At 69.3% G+C, this 16,400-nt stretch carries 15 protein-coding genes; 7 read left to right on the top strand and 8 right to left on the bottom strand.

Going from position 1 to position 16,400, the window contains the following annotated elements; all coding sequences use genetic code 11:
- Positions 1-6: 6 nt before the first annotated feature.
- From Q8M88_RS05105 to lpxK, 3 genes are read left to right on the top strand one after another with little or no spacing between them, the layout of a single operon-like run.
- Entirely contained in the window at positions 7-969 is a 963-nt protein-coding gene (locus Q8M88_RS05105; protein WP_305595165.1) for a cation diffusion facilitator family transporter, read from the top strand.
- Positions 966-2,234 carry a 3-deoxy-D-manno-octulosonic acid transferase gene (locus Q8M88_RS05100; RefSeq protein WP_305595164.1) on the top strand — a complete coding sequence of 423 codons (1,269 nt, stop codon included), beginning with the start codon at positions 966-968 and terminating at the stop codon, positions 2,232-2,234. The genes Q8M88_RS05105 and Q8M88_RS05100 overlap by 4 nt, the downstream gene beginning before the upstream one ends.
- Positions 2,231-3,238, top strand: coding sequence for a tetraacyldisaccharide 4'-kinase (gene lpxK / locus Q8M88_RS05095; RefSeq protein ID WP_305595163.1), 1,008 nt, complete (start codon positions 2,231-2,233; stop codon positions 3,236-3,238). The genes Q8M88_RS05100 and lpxK overlap by 4 nt, the downstream gene beginning before the upstream one ends.
- Here lpxK and Q8M88_RS05090 read toward each other — a convergent pair.
- From Q8M88_RS05090 to Q8M88_RS05055, 8 genes are all read right to left on the bottom strand, one after another.
- Positions 3,235-4,308: a phosphotransferase family protein gene (locus Q8M88_RS05090; RefSeq protein WP_305595162.1), complete on the bottom strand. Its 1,074-nt coding sequence runs from the start codon at positions 4,306-4,308 to the stop codon at positions 3,235-3,237. The genes lpxK and Q8M88_RS05090 overlap by 4 nt on opposite strands.
- A 60-nt stretch (positions 4,309-4,368) precedes the next feature.
- Positions 4,369-5,649, bottom strand: coding sequence for a phosphoribosylamine--glycine ligase (gene purD / locus Q8M88_RS05085; RefSeq protein ID WP_305595161.1), 1,281 nt, complete (start codon positions 5,647-5,649; stop codon positions 4,369-4,371).
- A 54-nt stretch (positions 5,650-5,703) separates the two neighbouring features.
- Positions 5,704-6,393: a phosphate regulon transcriptional regulator PhoB gene (gene phoB / locus Q8M88_RS05080; protein WP_305595160.1), complete on the bottom strand. Its 690-nt coding sequence runs from the start codon at positions 6,391-6,393 to the stop codon at positions 5,704-5,706.
- Between the two features lie 10 nt (positions 6,394-6,403).
- Positions 6,404-7,096: a phosphate signaling complex protein PhoU gene (gene phoU, locus Q8M88_RS05075; RefSeq protein WP_305595159.1), complete on the bottom strand. Its 693-nt coding sequence runs from the start codon at positions 7,094-7,096 to the stop codon at positions 6,404-6,406.
- 25 nt (positions 7,097-7,121) lie between these two features.
- Positions 7,122-7,922 carry a phosphate ABC transporter ATP-binding protein PstB gene (pstB, locus tag Q8M88_RS05070; RefSeq protein WP_305595191.1) on the bottom strand — a complete coding sequence of 267 codons (801 nt, stop codon included), beginning with the start codon at positions 7,920-7,922 and terminating at the stop codon, positions 7,122-7,124.
- An 86-nt stretch (positions 7,923-8,008) separates the two neighbouring features.
- Complete coding sequence (gene pstA, locus Q8M88_RS05065) at positions 8,009-9,310, bottom strand: phosphate ABC transporter permease PstA (protein WP_305595158.1); 1,302 nt, start codon at positions 9,308-9,310, stop codon at positions 8,009-8,011.
- Positions 9,303-10,745, bottom strand: a complete 1,443-nt coding sequence (gene pstC, locus Q8M88_RS05060; RefSeq protein WP_305595157.1) for a phosphate ABC transporter permease subunit PstC — start codon at positions 10,743-10,745, stop codon at positions 9,303-9,305. The genes pstA and pstC overlap by 8 nt, the downstream gene beginning before the upstream one ends.
- Before the next feature lie 98 nt (positions 10,746-10,843).
- Positions 10,844-12,238, bottom strand: a complete 1,395-nt coding sequence (locus Q8M88_RS05055) for a cell wall metabolism sensor histidine kinase WalK (protein ID WP_305595156.1) — start codon at positions 12,236-12,238, stop codon at positions 10,844-10,846.
- Between the two features lie 204 nt (positions 12,239-12,442).
- Between Q8M88_RS05055 and Q8M88_RS05050 the strand changes: the two genes are divergently transcribed.
- The 4 genes from Q8M88_RS05050 to Q8M88_RS05035 all read left to right on the top strand — a co-directional run bounded on the left by Q8M88_RS05050 (position 12,443) and on the right by Q8M88_RS05035 (position 16,356).
- A complete protein-coding gene (locus tag Q8M88_RS05050; protein WP_305595155.1) occupies positions 12,443-13,987 on the top strand; it encodes an OprO/OprP family phosphate-selective porin in 1,545 nt (514 codons plus the stop codon).
- A 39-nt stretch (positions 13,988-14,026) separates the two neighbouring features.
- Positions 14,027-15,079 (top strand): sulfate ABC transporter substrate-binding protein, encoded by a 1,053-nt coding sequence (locus Q8M88_RS05045; protein ID WP_305595154.1) that lies wholly within the window; start codon positions 14,027-14,029, stop codon positions 15,077-15,079.
- A 125-nt stretch (positions 15,080-15,204) separates the two neighbouring features.
- The gene (locus Q8M88_RS05040; RefSeq protein WP_305595153.1) at positions 15,205-15,486 is read left to right on the top strand and encodes a SemiSWEET family sugar transporter; all 282 of its coding nucleotides are present in this window, start codon (positions 15,205-15,207) and stop codon (positions 15,484-15,486) included.
- 48 nt (positions 15,487-15,534) lie between these two features.
- Positions 15,535-16,356, top strand: coding sequence for a WecB/TagA/CpsF family glycosyltransferase (locus tag Q8M88_RS05035; protein WP_305595152.1), 822 nt, complete (start codon positions 15,535-15,537; stop codon positions 16,354-16,356).
- Positions 16,357-16,400 lie beyond the last annotated feature (44 nt).

Here is a 16,400-nt window from a genome sequence, read left to right as displayed (position 1 = left end):
GGGCGCATGGCGCACGCCCATGACGCTCATGACCATGACCACGCAACCCACCACGCGGGCGATCACAGCCATGCCCATGGCCACCATCATGGGCCGGCCGACACGACGGGTCGCGCCTTCGCGATCGCCGTCGTCCTGAACACGGGCTTCGTGCTGGTCGAGGCGGGCATCGGCTTCTGGGCCGGTTCGCTGGCGCTGCTGGCCGACGCCGGCCACAACCTCTCCGACGTGCTGTCGCTGATCATGGCCTGGGGCGCGATGGCGCTGGCCAGGAAGGCGCCGGCCGGCCAGCGCACCTATGGCCTGCGCAAGGCGACGGTGCTGGCTTCGCTCGCCAACGCGGTGCTGCTGCTGCTGGCGGTGGGCGCGATCGCCTCGGAAGCCGTGCGTCGTTTCGCCGACCCCGCGCCGGTGGCCAGCGGCCTGGTGATGATCGCGGCCGGAGTCGGCGTGGTGATCAACACCGCCACCGCCCTGCTGTTCCTGCGCGGCCGGCGCGACGACCTGAACGTCAAGGGCGCGTTCCAGCACATGGCCGCCGACGCGGCGGTGTCCCTCGCGGTCGTCGCCGGCGCCGCGGCGATCATGTTCACCGGCCAGACCTGGATCGATCCGGCGCTGAGCCTGGTGATCGTGGTGGTGATTGTGCTGGGCACGCTGAGCCTGCTGCGCGACTCCGCCGACCTGGCCCTGGACGCGGCGCCCCGAAACATCGACGTCGCCGCAGTGCGCCACTGGCTGGGCGCTCTACCGGGCGTGGTCGAGGTGCACGACCTGCACATTTGGGCCATGAGCACTACGGAGACCGCGCTCACCGCCCATGTGATCCGCCCGGCGAACGACGACGGCGACGCCTTCCTGCATGGCGCCTGCGAGGGTCTCGCCGAGCGGTTCGGCATCGTGCACTCGACCCTGCAGGTGGAGACCGACGGAGCCGCCTGCCGCCTGGCCCCCGCCGAGGTGGTGTGAGCCCGACGCCTGCGCCGCTCCGGCTGTACGCCGCGGCCAGCGGCCTGCTCGAACCGTTGGCGCCGGCTCTGCTGCGCGCCCGGGCCCGGCACGGCAAGGAGGACGCGGCGCGCCTGCACGAGCGCCTCGGCCACGCGACGATCCCCCGTCCCGCCGGCGACCTCGTCTGGCTGCACGCCGTCAGCGTCGGCGAGAGCCTGTCGGTGTTGCCGCTGGCCCAGGCCCTGGGCGCGCGTCGTCCGGACATCTCCGTGTTGGTCACCTCCGGCACCGTGACGTCCGCACAGGTGCTGGCCGAACGCCTGCCGCCCGGCGCCATCCACCAGTTCGCCCCCGTGGACGGGCCGGCGGCGACGAGGCGCTTCCTCGACCACTGGCGGCCTTCGCTGGGCGTGCTGGTGGAGAGCGAGCTTTGGCCGAATCTGATCCTCGGCGCGGCGGCGCGCGGCGTGCGCCTGGCCCTTGTCTCGGCGCGGATGACCGAGGCCAGCGCGCGCGGTTGGGGTCGAACCGCCAGCGCGGCTCGCCGTGTGCTCAGCGCCTTCGACCTGATCCTGCCGCAGGACGCCGACACCGAGGCGCGGTTGAAAAGATTGGGCGCCGAGGTCGGGCCGAGGCTGAACCTGAAGCAGATCGCCGCGCCTCTGCCCTTCGATCCCGCTGCACTCGCCCACTTGCGCGCACGCCTCGACGGCCGCCGCGTGGTGCTGGCGGTGAGCACCCATCCCGGTGAGGAGGCCATCATCGGTCGCGCCTTCGCCCGCGTCTCCGCATCCCGACCGGACCTGTCGCTGATCATCGTTCCCCGCCATCCGGCGCGCGGAGAGGCGGTCGTGGCCGAGCTTGCGGGGGCGGGTCTCGAGGCGTCGCGGCGGGCCGCCGGCGCTCAACCCGGCGCAGGCGTGTATGTGGCCGACACCCTGGGCGAACTGGGCCTGTTCCTGGGCATCGCAGACCTGGTGGTGATGGGCGGCAGCTTCGTCGACGGGATCGGCGGCCACAATCCGCTGGAGCCGGCCAGGTTGGCGCGGGCGATGATCACCGGCCCCTACGCCTTCAACGCACGTGAGCTGTACGACGAGTTGTTCGCCTGGGCCGGCGCGGTGGAGGCGACCGACGAGGCCGCCCTCGCCCGCCACATGGCCGGGTTCGCAGACAATCCTCAGGTCGCGCGGCGCACTGGCGAGGCGGCGCTGGCCTGCGCCGAACGCCAAGGTCAGGCGTTGGACCGCGCGCTGGCTCTGCTGGAGCCGCTGCTGCCATGAGGCTGGCCACGCCCCGAGGATGGTATCGTAAGGCGCACCCTTCGCTGGCGGCGCGGCTGCTGCTGGGCCCGCTGGCGGCGATCTGGGCCGGGGAGACCCGTCGGCGGATCGCCGGCACCACGCCCGTCGCCCCGCCGATCCCGGTGATCTGCGTTGGCAATCTGACGCTGGGCGGGACCGGCAAGACGCCGGTGGTGCGCGAGATCGTCCAGCGTCTGCGCGCCGCCGGCGTCGAGGCGCACGCCCTGTCGCGCGGGTACGGCGGACGATTGTCCGGCCCGGTGCGGGTCGACCCGACGATCCACGGCGGGGCCGAGGTCGGCGATGAGCCGTTGATGATCGCCGCGAGCCTGCCGATGTGGATCGCCCGCGACCGCCCGGCCGGCGTCGTCGCGGCGGCGCAAAGCGGAGCCGCCGTGGTGGTGATGGACGACGGTCACCAGAACCCGTCGCTGACAAAGGCGCTGTCGATTGTGGTGGTCGACGCCGAGACCCGCTCCGGCGAATGGCCGTTCGGCTCAGGCGCGGTGTTCCCCCTGGGGCCGATGCGGGAGCCGCTGGCGCAGGGCCTTGCGCGTGCCGACGCCGTCGTGCTGCTGGCGCCCGCCGATCTCGACGCGCTGGATCCTGAGCTCGTGGCCGCCTTGCGCGGCCCGGTGCTGCTGACGGCGAGGCTGATCGCCGACGCGCCGCCGCCGGCTGGACCGCAGATCGGCTTCGCCGGCGTCGGCAAGCCGTGGAAGGTCGAGCGCGCCCTGCTGGCCGCCGGTTGCGACCTCGTCGGTTTCGAGGCCTTTCCCGACCACCATCCCTATGCTGAAGCCGACCTGCAGCGACTGGCCGCCCAGGCGAGCGCCGCCGCCGCTGGTTTGGTCACCACCGAGAAGGACTGGGTGCGGCTGCCGCCGCAATGGCGGACGCGGATCGTCGCCTGGACGGTGCGCGCCGCGTTCGATGACCCGGCCGCGCTGGACGCCTTGCTGGCGAACGCGCTGAAAACCTAGAACTTCGCGCCGCTCTTGCGGGCGAAGGTTTCGGCGGAGGCCAGCAGGCCGCCGATGCGCGAGCCCTGGGCGCCGGCCAGCGGGCTGTTGGCGGTGCCGTCTCGCACGCGGCCCACGATGCCCTGCATGATCGCCGCCAGCCGGAAGCTGCTGTAGGCGGCATACCAGTCGAGGTCCGGCATCGAGGTGCGCCCAGTCAGCCGCGCATACTCGGTCGCGTACTCCTCCGTCGTCGGTATGCCGTGGGCCTTCAGGTCCTTGACCGTGGCGACGCCGCCATTGGTCCAGTTCATCAGCAGGTGGGTAAAGTCGGCCAGCGGATCGCCCAGCGTGGCCAACTCCCAGTCCAGCACCGCGGCGACCCGCGATTCCGTGGGGTGCAGCACCATGTTGTCCAGCCGGTAGTCGCCGTGGACGATCGAGGTCCGCTCCTGCGGCGGCACGCTGGCGGACAGCCACTCGCTCAGCCGGTCGAACTGCGGCATCGGCTCTGTCTGCGAGGCGCGGTACTGCTTGGTCCAGCGGTCGACCTGGCGGGCCATGTAGTTGCCCGGGCGGCCGAAGTCCCCCAGCCCGATGGCCTCGTAGTCGGTGTTGTGCAGGTCGGCGAGCGTCTTGAGCTTGGCCATGTAGATGTCGTGGCGCTGCTGGGGCGTGTATTCCGGCAGCGTCTGGTCCCAGAGGATGCGTCCCTCGACCATCTCCATGACGTAGAACATCGTCCCCAGCACGTCATCGTCCGTACACAGAGCGTACGGCCGCGCCACCGGGAAGCCTGTGGGATAGAGCGCGCTGATAACCTTGAACTCGCGGTCCATGGCGTGCGCCGACGGCAGCAGCTTGCCGGGCGGCTTGCGGCGCAGGACGTAGCTACGGTTCGGCGTCACCACCTGGTAGGTCGGGTTGGACTGGCCGCCCTTGAACTGGCGCACCTCGATCGGGCCCTGGAAGCCCTCTACGTTGGCGTCCATCCAACGCGTGAGAGCGCCCTCGTCGAACCGGTGCCGCTCGTCGACGGTCTTCACGCCGGTGTTGAGCTGTTCATGTTCCCAGTCGACGGCCTTGGCCATGATCCACCCTAAGTTTGTTGATCGACCTTACCTCCCTTGCCCGGGAAGGCGAGGCTCTCGTTACAGCGCGCGCCAGCCGATGTCGCGGCGATGGAAGCCGCCTGGCCAGTCGATACGGTCGACGCAGGCATAGGCGCGGTCCACCGCCTGGCGCAGGTTCGACCCTCTGGCGCAGGCGTTGAGCACCCGCCCACCGGCCGCGCGCAGCGTCCCGTCGGCGTCGCGCTTGGTGCCGGCGTGGAAGATGTGCGCCTGCTCGCCGAAGTCCTGCTCGGCCCCGCGGATGATCGAACCGCCCAGCGGATTGTCAGGATAGCCGTCGGCGGCCATCACCACGCAGACCGCCGCCTCGTTCCGCCACGTCGGCCTCGGAAGTTCGGCCAGCCGGCCGGTCGCACACGCCCAGAGATAGGGGACGAGGTCGCTCTCCAGCCGCAGCATCAGCACCTGGCATTCCGGGTCGCCGAAGCGGACGTTGAACTCCACCAGCTTCGGCCCGTCGCGGGTCGCCATCAGCTCGACGAACAGCACGCCCCGATACGGGTGGCCCTCGGCGGCGATCCCGGCGAAGGCCGGCGCGGCAAGGCGCTCCATCGTCTGGGCGATCAGTTCGTCGGTGAACACCGGAGCCGGCGAATAGGTCCCCATGCCGCCGGTGTTGGGGCCCATCTCGCCGTCGAAGGCGCGCTTGTGGTCCTGGGCGTCGCCGAACGCCATCACCGTGTGTCCGTCGCAGATCGCGAACAGCGAGCCGATCTCGCCCTCCAGGAACTCCTCGATCACCACCCGCGCGCCGGCCGCGCCGAACCGGCCGCCCAGCGTCTCGTCGATGGCGGCCTCGGCAGCGGCCCGGTCCTCGGCGATCACCACGCCCTTGCCGGCCGCCAAGCCGTCAGCCTTGATCACGTAGGGCGGAGCAAAGGTGTCCAGCGCCGCCTTGGCCGACGCCACGTCGTCGCAGACCTGGTAGCGGCCGGAGGGCAGGCCGTGGCGGTCGCAGAACGCTTTGGTGAAGGCCTTGGAGGATTCAAGCTGGCCCGCCGCGGCGCTCGGGCCGAAACAGGGAATGCCGGCCGCTTCAAGGGCGTCGGCGAGGCCGGCGGCGACCGCCACTTCCGGCCCGATGACCACCAGGTCGGCGGCGATCTCGCGCGCCAACGCGGTCATACCAGCGATGTCGTCGACCTTGACGTCGCGCACCTCACAGATCCTGGCGATCCCTGGATTGCCCGGCGCGGCCACCATGCGTTTCAGCAGCGGCGATGATGCGATCTTCCAAGCCAGCGCATGCTCGCGCCCGCCGGATCCAACCAGCAGGATGGTGAGAGGAGAGACGTCCATGCGCCCGCGTTTCGCGCGCGGCGACGGCGGGGTCAAGGCTGACGCCCCGGCGCCCTAGCCGTCGAGATCCAGCGAGTAGCCGGCGGAGCGCACGGTGCGGATCGGGTCGGCCTGGGCCTCGTCGTTCAACGCCTTGCGCAGTCGGCCGATGTGCACATCGACGGTGCGCGCCTCGACGTAGACGTCCGAGCCCCAGACCGCGTCCAGCAGCTGCTCGCGGCTGAACACCCGGCCCGGGTGCTGCATCAGATAATCGAGCAGACGGAATTCGGTGGGGCCCAGGTGGACCTCCTTGCCGCCGCGCTTCACCCGATGGGCGACGCGATCGACGATGATGTCGCCGCGGTGCAAGCGGTCCTCAGCCAGGCCCGGCCGTAGGCGGCGCAGCACCGCGCGGATCCGGGCGATCAGCTCGCTCATCGCGAATGGCTTGACGATGTAGTCGTCGGCGCCCGTGTCCAGGCCGCGGATGCGGTCGCTCTCCTCGCCGCGTGCGGTCAGCATGATGATCGGCACGTTGCGCGTCTCAGTGCGCTGGCGGAGCCGGCGGCAGACCTCGATGCCGGAGATCTTCGGCAGCATCCAGTCGAGCACCACCAGGTCCGGCAGCTTCTCCTGGATCTGCAACAGCGCGTCCTCGCCGTCAGGCGACAAAGCGACCAGATAGCCTTCCTTCTCGAGGTTGTAGTGCAGCAGGGTGGCGAGGGCGTCCTCGTCCTCCACCACCAGGATGTTGGGCGTCACTGGGCGGGCCTCAAGGATTCAACGCGTCGGTCTTGGGACGCTTGGAGATCATCTCCTCGCCGGTGATCTCGTAGTGGACGATCTCGGCGATGTTGGTGGCGTGGTCGCCGATGCGCTCCAGGTTCTTGGCGATGAACAGCAGGTGGGCGCAGGCGGTGATCGTGCGCGGGTCGCCCATCATGTAGGTCAGCAGTTCGCGGAACAGGCTGTTGTAGTGCTCGTCGACCTCGTCGTCGCGCGACCACACGGCGACCGCGCGCTCCACGTCGGCGCCGGTGTAGGCGTCCAGCACCTCCTTCAGGCGCAGCACCACCAGGCGGCCCATGCGCTCGATGGAGCGGGTCAGCGGCGTCATCGGCTCTGACTCGACGATCACCAGCGAGCGCTTGGCGATGTTCTTGGCCAGGTCGCCGCAGCGTTCCAGGTTGGTGGCGATCTTCATCGCCGCCACGGTGCGGCGCAGATCGTGGGCCATGGGGCCGCGCAGCGCGATCAGCCGGATGGCCTTGCGCTCGATCTCGGCCTCGAGCGTGTCGAGCCGGTCGTCGCGGCCGACCACGGCGGACGCCAGCGCCTGGTCACGCTTGACCACCGCGTCCAGGGCGTCGGCCACCTGGGCCTCGGTAAGGCCGCCCATGCGGGCGCACTCGGCGGTGAGGGTGTTGAGCTCGTCCTCGAAGGATTTGACGATGTGCTCGTTCATGTCGCGACGCCTGTGATGGGTGGGCTCAGCCGAACCGGCCGGTGATGTAGTCCTGGGTGCGGCTGTCCCGCGGGTTGGTGAACATCTCGTCCGTCGGCCCCGCCTCCACCAGCCTGCCCATGTGGAAGAAGGCGGTCTTCTGGGACACCCGCGCGGCCTGGGCCATCGAGTGGGTGACGATGACGATGCAGTATTGACGGCGCAGCTCGTCGATCAGCTCCTCGATCTTGGCGGTGGCGATCGGGTCGAGGGCCGAGCACGGCTCGTCCATCAGGATCACCTCGGGGCTGACCGCGATGGCGCGGGCGATCACCAGGCGCTGCTGCTGGCCCCCCGAGAGGCTGGAGCCCGACTGGTGCAGGCGTTCGTGCACTTCCTCCCACAGGCCCGCACGTCGGAGCGAGGCCTCGACGACGCCCTCAAGTTCGCTCTTGGACGAAGTCAGGCCGTGGATGCGCGGACCATAGGCGACGTTCTCGAAGATGGTCTTGGGGAACGGATTGGGCTTCTGGAACACCATGCCGACGCGGGCGCGCAGCACCACCGGGTCCAGCGCCTTGTCGTTGACGTTCTCGTCGTCGATCTCGATGCGGCCATCGACCCGCGCGCCGGGGATCGTGTCGTTCATCCGGTTGATGCAACGCAGGAAGGTGGACTTGCCGCAGCCCGACGGGCCGATCAGCGCCGTCACCGCCCGTTCGGCGACGTCCAGCGACACGTCGAACAGGGCCTGCTTCTCGCCGTAGAAGACGTTGACGTCGCGGGCCCGCACCTTGATCTGGCCGGTGGGCGCATGGGCGACCGCGGAGTCCACGGCGATGTGCATGTGCGCCGGCTCGTGGGCGTCAGTGTCGTCGCGGTTGGCGGGCATCGTCGTCCTCGGCGTCTGGCTCGGATAGGTCGTCATGCGGATCACCACCGGCGTTCGAAGCGGCGGCGAAGGATGATCGCCGCCAGGTTCATCAGGATCATGAACGCCAGCAGCACCATGATGGCCGCGGCGGTTCGTTCGTGGAAGGCGCGTTCCGAGGCGTTTTCCCAGATGAAGACCTGCACCGGCAGCACGGTGGCCGCCTGGGTGAAGCCTTCGGGAACGCCGGGGACGTAGGACACCATGCCGATCATCAGCAGGGGTGCGGTCTCGCCCAGGGCATGGGCCATCGACAGGATCGCGCCGGTCATCACACCGGGCATGCCCAGCGGCAGGACGTGGTGGAACACGGTCTGGGTCTTCGACGCGCCGACGCCCAGGGCCGCCTCGCGGATCGACGGCGGCACCGCCTTCAGCGCCGAGCGCGTGGCGATGATCACCGTCGGCAGCGCCATCAGCGCCAGCACCAGGCCGCCGACCAGGGGCGAGGATCTGGGCGCGGCCAGCCAGTTGATGAACACCGCCAAGCCCAGCAGGCCGTAGACGATCGATGGGACGGCGGCGAGGTTGTTGATGTTGACCTCGATCAGGTCGGTCCAGCGGTTCTTCGGCGCGAACTCCTCGAGGTAGACCGCGGCCATCACCCCGATCGGCACGGCCAGCAGGGCGGTGACGATCAACATCATCGTCGAGCCGACCACCGCGCCCAGCACGCCGGCCTGTTCAGGCTCGGTGGAGTCGGACCGCGTGAAGAAGCCGGTGTTGAAGCTGGTGACGATCGCGCCTGAGGACTTGAGCTTGTCCAGCCAGTCGAGCTGACGATTGTCGAGCTTGCGGTCTTCCTCGGCCAAGGCGCGCTTGAGTTCGCCTTTGTAATAGAGCGCTGCGTCCGCGCGCATCGGCCCGGTGACGGATATGGTCTTGCCGATCAGGGTCGGGTCGGCCCGCACCTTGGCCATCAGCTGGAAGCCCAGGTCGTTGGAGATCAGCGCCATGACCTTGGACGAGGCTTCGCCCAGGTCATCGTCACGTTCGCCGACCTTGGCCAGGATCGAGTTGGCCACCAGCATGTCGAAGTTGGCGCCGCCGATGTCGCTGGCGCTGACCCGCGCCGGGTCGATGTAGACCTGGGCCGTGATCCGATAATCGACGAAGGTGGAATAGCCCTGGGCGACGATGCGCACCAACAACAGCGCCAGGAACGACAGCGCCACGACGATGGCCAACTGGCCGTAGAACTTGAACCGCCGCTCCTGCGCATGGCGCGCCTTGAGCCGGGCTTCGACCGAGGCGCGCAGGGTCGCTGCGCGCGCCGCGGTCGGGGAGATGGCCGCGTCAGTCATATTGCTCCCGATATTTCTGCACGATGCGCAGGGCGATGATGTTCAGCGCCAGCGTCACGACAAAGAGGGTGAGCCCCAGGCCGAAGGCCGAGAGCGTCTTGGGGCTGTCGAATTCCTGATCGCCGGTCAGCAGGGTGACGATCTGCACCGTCACCGTGGTCACGGTGTCCAGCGGGTTGAGCGTGGTCTTGGCCTGGAGGCCCGCGGCCATGGTGACGATCATGGTCTCGCCGACGGCGCGCGAGACGGCCAGCAGCATGGCGGCGACCACGCCCGGCAGGGCGGCGGGCAGCACCACCTTCTTGATGGTCTCGGAGCGCGTGGCGCCCATCGCCAGGCTGCCGTCGCGCAGGTGCTGCGGCACGGCGTTGATGATGTCGTCGGACAGCGAGCAGACGAACGGGATCAGCATGATCCCCATCACGCCGCCGGCCACCAGCGCCATCTGGTTCTGCACCTGCATCAGATAGACGCCGAGGTCGTTCAGCGGGCCGCCCGCAAGTTGGGCGCCCAGCGCGTTGAAGCCTGCGCGGAACAGCGGGCCCACGGTGAGGGCGGCGAAGAAGCCGTAGACGACGGTCGGCACGCCCGCGAGGATCTCCAGCAGCGGCTTCACCACGCTGCGGGTCAGCGGCCGGGCGTATTCCGACAGGTAGATGGCGGCGAACAGGCCCACGGGCGCGGCCACCGCCATGGCGATCAGCATGATCAGGAAGGTGCCGGCGAACAGCGGCAGCGCCCCGAATGCGCCCTCGCTGGCGAACTGGTCGGCGCGCATGGCGATCTGCGGATCCCACTCGCGGCCGAACAGGAAGTGGATCGGCGAGACCACCTGGAAGAAGCGCCAGCTCTCCCAGGCCAGCGAGGCGATGATCCCCACCGTGGTCAGCACCGCGACCACCGACGACAGGATCAACACACCGGCGATCCAGCCCTCGACGCGGTTTCGGGCGCGGAACTGGTGCGCCACGCGGCGACGGGCCAGGGCGAATCCGCCGCCGGCCAGCAGGGCGGCCAAGGCCAGCACGCCCAGCCGCATCCCCTGTTCGAGACTGCGCGCTTCGATGGCCTTGTCGGCAAGCGCCGTTTTCAGGCCGCCCTCGTAGACCGTCTGGCTGAGCGGCAGGCCGTGGGACTGGGCGCGAGCGTCGTCGAAGAATACGCCCTGTTGCAACGGGTCCAGCGCGGCGACCGCGGCGGGAACCTCGGCGCGCAGCATCGCCGCCTCGATCCTACCGCCGAACGCGCCGGCCACGATCAACAGCAGCGCGGCGGGCGCGAACGCCCAAAGCGCCACGTAGGCGCCGTGATAGCCGGGCCGCGAATGTGGGCGGCCCTGCGCCGGATCCAGTCCGCGCACGAGCCGTTCGCGGCCGGAGCGGAAAGTGAAGAGCGAGAAGGCGATCAGCGCCGCGAGGGCGACCCAGGTCAGCATCAGGCGTTCGCCATGGCGGTGAGCTTTCGCAAGCGTCCGGTCCCCCCGAGAGACCGAGCCGGAACCTGCCCAGCCTTTGCAGATCTAGCGCGACAGTTTCATGACACTTTTGTCGCAAGCCCCGTGGCGGCGCTGGGCGCGGCCCCTTCGGCCATCGGGAAATAGACGGTGAAGGCCGCGCCCTTTCCGGTCCGGCTCTCCACAGTCAGGCCGCCGCGGTGACGGTTGATGATGTGCTTGACGATGGCCAGGCCCAGGCCCGAGCCGGACCGTTCGCCGCTCTTCTGACCCTCGATGCGATAGAACCGCTCGGTCAGCCTGGGCAGGTGCTCGCGCGCGATGCCTGGGCCGTCGTCGCTGATGCGGACCGCGACAAAGGTCCGAGGGCCGGGGTCGGGCAGCAGCAGGGGAAAGCGCGCCGAGGACTCTCCCCCCGCCATCAGCGCGTCCGCCGGAACGCCAGCCTCGACAGACACCCGCACCTGCCCGCCATCGACGGAGTACTTGATCGCGTTGTGCGCGAGGTTCTGCAGCACCTGGATGATTTGGTCGCGGTCGCCGACCCCCAGCGCCGCGCCTACCGCCGGAACGGCGCGTTCGAAACGCACGCCGCGCTCTTCGGCGAGCGGCGCCAACGCGTCCAGCACATCGCCCACCGCCAGCGTCAGATCCGTCGTCTCGCAGGGCGCATTGTGCTCATTGAACTCGATCCGACTGAGCGACATCAGGTCGTCGATCAGCCGCGACATCCTCGCCGCCTGGGCCTGCATGATCCCCAGGAAGCGCTCGCGCGCCGCCTCGTCGCCGCGTGCATGGCCACGCAGGGTCTCGATGAAGCCGGCGAGCGAGGCCAGCGGCGTGCGCAGCTCGTGGCTGGCGTTGGCCAGGAAGTCGGCGCGGGTGCGCTCGACCCGGCGCATCTCGGTCTCCTCACGGAACACCAGCAACGCCAGCCGCGCGCCGGCGGGCGTCGCCCCGAGCGAGCGGGCGAGCACGCGGAAGATGCGGTTCTGCACCACGCCGGTCTCGTACATCGCCTCGGCCTCGCGGGCGTCGAACAAGGCTGCGTCGACCGCCTCCAGCACCTCGGGCCGGCGCAGCACGGTGACCAGCACGCCTTCGCTCTTCTGCAGGCGCAGCAGGTCTCGGGCCGCGGCGTTGGCGTAGACGAAACGCCGGCCCGTCAGGTCGTCACGCTCCTCGGCGACGACGACGAGCACGGGATCGGGAAGCATGTCGGCGATCACGCCATACGGCGATTGCGCGGTGACGCCGACCAGCGGCGCCGGTCCGCTCAACGCCGGCGGTGTTGCGTCGCGCCGGGCGGCGGCGACGCCAAGGGCGGTGGCCACGCCGGCGATCAGCATTAGGGCGAGGCCCACGCCGGTCGGCGCCGCGCCGGTGATCGTCAGCGCCGCCAAACCCGCAAACCCGGCGCCGCCCGCCACGAGGACGGGCCGGATGTGCGGCGGAGGCGCTTGCGGCGAGGGCACACGAATCTCCCGAACAGGGGCGAATCATCAGCCAAGCGCCTTCGCATGTCACGGAGATGACGGCCCCGGCGCGCCTGTCAGGAATTCTACGGGGCAGGCGAGCCAATCTCTATTGTCTCGATAGGTTTTGTAGGGTCATACCGGCGCAGTACTGCTTTCGAGGACCGAGGGGACTCATCCGCTATGACGTGGAGACACAAATTGATGACCGGGGCGGCTGTAGCCGCTCTGTCATGGCCGGCGGCAGCCGCCGCGGATCCGGCGACGGACGCTCGCATCGCCGCGCTCGAAGCGCAGGTCAATGCGCTGGCAGCGCAGATCGCCGACCTGAAGGCGAGCACCAGCGGCGACGTCGAGACGCTGACCGCGCAGGTGTCCGACCTTAAGACGTCGAGCGCCGCTGACGTGGCCGCGTTGCGTACCGAATCCTTGGCGACCACCGTGTCGCTGGCTAACGGCCGGCCGACCTTCGCCAGCAGCGACGGCGCCTTCAGCGCCTCCCTCCGTGGCGTATTCCAGCTCGACGCCGCCCACTACGACCAGAACTCCCCTGGCCCCCTGGGGGCCGATTTCCGCCGCGGTTCGGTCAATGACGCCGCTGAGAACGACCGCGCCCGCGACCTGAACGACGGCGCCAACTTCCGCCGCGCCCGCATCGGCATCGAGGGCAAGGCGTTCCGCGACGTCGAATACAACTTCCTCTACGACTTCGGCGGCTCCGGCGTCGAAGAGGCCGGCAAGATCAGCGCCGCCTGGGTGCAGTACAATGGCCTAGGCAAGGTGCGCCTGCGCATCGGCGCGTTCTCGCCGCCCGCCGGCCTGGAAGAAGCCGTCTCCACCAATGGCTCTCTGTTCGCCGAGCGCGCGTCACCATCGGAACTCGTACGCGGCATCGCCAGCGGCGACGGCCGCACCGCGATCGGCCTGTTCGCCAACGGTGATCGCTGGAACGTCTCGGGCGCGCTGAGCGGCAACGTCATCGGCGCCCAGACCTTCGACGAACAGCTGGCGTTCGTCGGCCGCGCGGCCTTCGTGCCGTTCCTGCGCGATAACGCCATGATCCACCTGGGCGTGAACACCTCGATCGTGCTTTCGCCCGCCGCCACCGCGCCGGACGTAGCCGGAGCGGCGCCGACCACGCTGCGTCTGCGCGACCGGCCGGAACTGCGCGTCGACGGCACGCGGCTGGTCGACACCGGCAATATCGACGCCGACGGCCTCGTCGAGATCGGCGCCGAACTGGGCGGCCAGTACAAGAATTTCTACGGCCAGGCCGAGTACTTCGACATCAAGCTCGACCGCAAAGGCGCGCTGTCCGATCCAAAGTTCAAGGGTTGGTACGTGCAAGGCGGCTGGACGATCACTGGCGAGAAGCGCCGCTACGCCATCGCCAGCGCGACCTTCGACAGCCCGCGCCCCGACAAGCCGTTCAATCCGAAGGACGGCGGCTGGGGAGCCTGGGAGCTCGGCCTGCGTTATTCCAAGCTGGATCTGAACTTCAACGAAGGCGCTCCGGGCACGGCGGCCGTGGCCTCGGCGATCCGCGGCGGCGAGCAGGAGATCCTCACCGTCGGGCTCAACTGGTACCTGAACACCGTGCTGCGCTTCCAGGCCGCGGTGCAGGACGTGAAGGTCGACCGGCTGTCGGCCGGCGGCTCGACGTTCATCGCCGGCTCCACACCGCCAGCGGGCGCCCAGGTCGGACAGGACCTGCGCATCTATTCTCTGCGCACCCAGTACGCGTTCTGACATCCGCCTCGTGACAACGAACAAGACCGGACAATCGACATGATCGACGACCTCAACACCCCTTCGCGGCGCAGGCTGCTCGGCGTGGCGGGCGCAGGCGCCGCAGCGCTGGCGGCTCCCGCCGCCCTGCTTGGCGCGCCGGCGCAGGCCCAGAACAAGGCGTTGACCCTGCTCAACGTCAGCTACGACCCGACGCGCGAGCTCTACAAGGACATCAACGCCGCCTACGCCGCCTACTGGAAGCGCCGCACCGGCCAGACGATCACCATCAATCAGAGCCACGGCGGTTCCGGCCGTCAGGCGCGCTCGGTGATCGACGGCCTGCAGGCCGACGTGGTCACCCTGGCGCTGGCGTCCGACATCGACGAGATCGCCGCCAAGGCCAAGCTGCTGCCGGCCAACTGGCAGTCGCGCCTGCCCAACAACTCGACGCCCTACACGTCCACGATCGTGTTCTTGGTGCGCAAGGGCAACCCGTGGAAGATCCGCGACTGGGGCGACCTGATCAAACCCGGCATCGGCGTCATCACACCGAACCCGAAGACCTCGGGCGGCGCGCGCTGGAACTACCTCGCGGCTTGGGCCTGGGCGCTGAAGCAACCCGGCGGCAGCCCGGCGACGGCGCAGGCCTTCGTCGAGAAGCTGTTCCGCCAGGTGCCGGTGCTGGACACCGGCGCGCGGGGTTCGACCACCACCTTCGCGCAACGCCGTCTGGGCGATGTGCTGCTGGCCTGGGAGAACGAGGCCTACCTGTCGTTCGACGAGTTCGGTCCGAACTTCGACATCGTCTATCCGTCGCTATCGATCCTGGCCGAGCCGCCGGTCGCGATCGTCGACAAGGTTGTCGATCGTCGCAAGACCCGCACCCTGGCTGAGGGCTATCTGAACTTCCTCTACAGCCCGCTGGCGCAGGACCTGATCGGCAAGCACCACTATAGGCCGCGCGACCCGGCCGCCCTCGCCAAGTACGCCAAGACCCTGCCCAAGCTCCCGATGGCGACCATCAACGACACCTTCGGCGGCTGGAAGAAGGCCCAGGCGCTGCACTTCAGCGATGGCGGTGTCTTCGACAAGATCTACCGCCCGCGTTGACCTCCCCGCGCAAAGGCGAACTTGAGAGGGCGCGGCTTCGGCTGCGCCCTTTTTTTGCGCCTCGCCGCAGCCGCCGCAACCACGGCCGTCCCGCGCCGTTGTTGCCCAGAATGCGGGGGTGAGACGTGGCGCAGGATCTGATCGTCAGCATCGTCGGCACAGGCGCGGCCCTGTGCTCGATGAGCAGCTTCATCCCGCAGATCGCCAAGATCTGGCGCGAGCGCGACGCCTCTTCGGTTTCGCTCCGCATGTACGTGGTCACGGTCACCGGGTTTATTCTGTGGATCATCTATGGAGTGATGATCGCCAGTTGGCCGGTGACGCTGTCCAACATCGTCTGCCTGGCGCTGTCGGCCACGATCCTGGCGTTGAAGTGGAAGTTCGGCCATGGAGCCGCGACGGCTTAACCAAGTTCCCTAACGCGTCCGCAAACCGGTCATGGCATGGTCGGGCGCATGGAACTGGCTGACGCGCCCAGGGTGCGCCTCCTTGGCGGGGAATTCGACCTGGTGACGCCGGCGCAGGTGCTGGCCGTGACGCAACAGGTGATCGAGACCCGCGGCCTGGCGGTGATCGCCAACCACAACGCCCACAGCCTCTATCTCTGCCGACGCTCGGCGGCGATGCGCGCCTTCTTCGCCCAGGCCGACCTGATCGAGGTGGATTCGACGCCGGTGATCGCCTGGGGCCGACTGCTGGGCGCTCCCGTCAGCCGGGCGCACCGCAGCACCTATCTGGACTGGCGCGAGGATTTCTGGCGGCTGGCCGACGCCCACGGCTGGCGCGTGTTCTATCTCGGCGGCGCACCGGGCGTCGCTGATACGGCGATCACCAGGCTGAGCGCCCGATGGCCTGGGGCCCGTCTCGCCGCTCAGCACGGCTATATCGACGCCGCGGCAGGCTCTGCTGACAATGCAGCCCTGTTGGCCCGCATCGCCGCGTTCGACCCCGACGTGATCTTTGTCGGCATGGGCATGCCGCGCCAGGAGCAATGGATCCTCGACCATCGCGCGCAGCTCGCGCGAGGCGCGGTGTTCTCGGTCGGCGCGGCTTACGACTACGAGGCCGGCGTGCAGTCCGCCGCGCCGCGATGGATGGGCCGCGCGGGCGTGGAATGGCTTTACCGGCTGGCCACCCAGCCGCGTCGTCTGGCGTTCCGCTATCTGGTCGAGCCGTGGTTCCTGGCGCCCGCGGCCCTAGCCGACGTCCGCGACCGGCTGATGGGTCGCGGCTCTACCGGAGCCGCGACACTAGCCAGAGCGCGCCGCACATCTTAAGGCTTTCGCCGCGTAGGCGCGGTCGCGCGCGACGCGAATCCGGA

The organism is Phenylobacterium sp. (assembly GCF_030693805.1).
GTDB lineage: Bacteria > Pseudomonadota > Alphaproteobacteria > Caulobacterales > Caulobacteraceae > Phenylobacterium.
Note: the sequence above shows the minus strand (reverse complement) of the source record. Positions and strands in the feature narration are given on the sequence as shown.